The following is a 288-nucleotide window of genomic DNA, read 5'->3' on the forward strand; positions in this document are numbered from 1 at the left end:
GTTCAATACCAACCAGTTCGCTGCCAACAAAGTCCATTTGCACTTGCATGTTTTCAACCAAGTACTTCTTTTCTTCAGTCAGCTGTTCATCACTGATTTCGTATTGTTCGTAGGTTTCCATGTCCATGAAGACCGCCGTGTTGCCTTCATCGTACAGGTATTGAGCATTCTTCTTGTCCACGTTGACTTGTTCAACCTTTTCGGAAGGACGCATCGTCGTGTGCACAATGGAGCCAGTCCGAACGTCTTGGATGTCCATTTGCATCAACGTGTTACCCTTGCCTGGCT

1 pseudogene is annotated in these 288 nt (G+C 46.5%); it reads right to left on the reverse strand.

The features are described from left to right. Nucleotides 1–288: pseudogene (locus tag LI126_RS14690) on the reverse strand (hypothetical protein); the annotation flags it as partial.

It is taken from the genome of Mediterraneibacter sp. 210702-DFI.5.30 (genome assembly GCF_020560115.1).
Taxonomy (GTDB): Bacteria; Bacillota; Clostridia; order Lachnospirales; family Lachnospiraceae; genus Mediterraneibacter; species Mediterraneibacter faecis.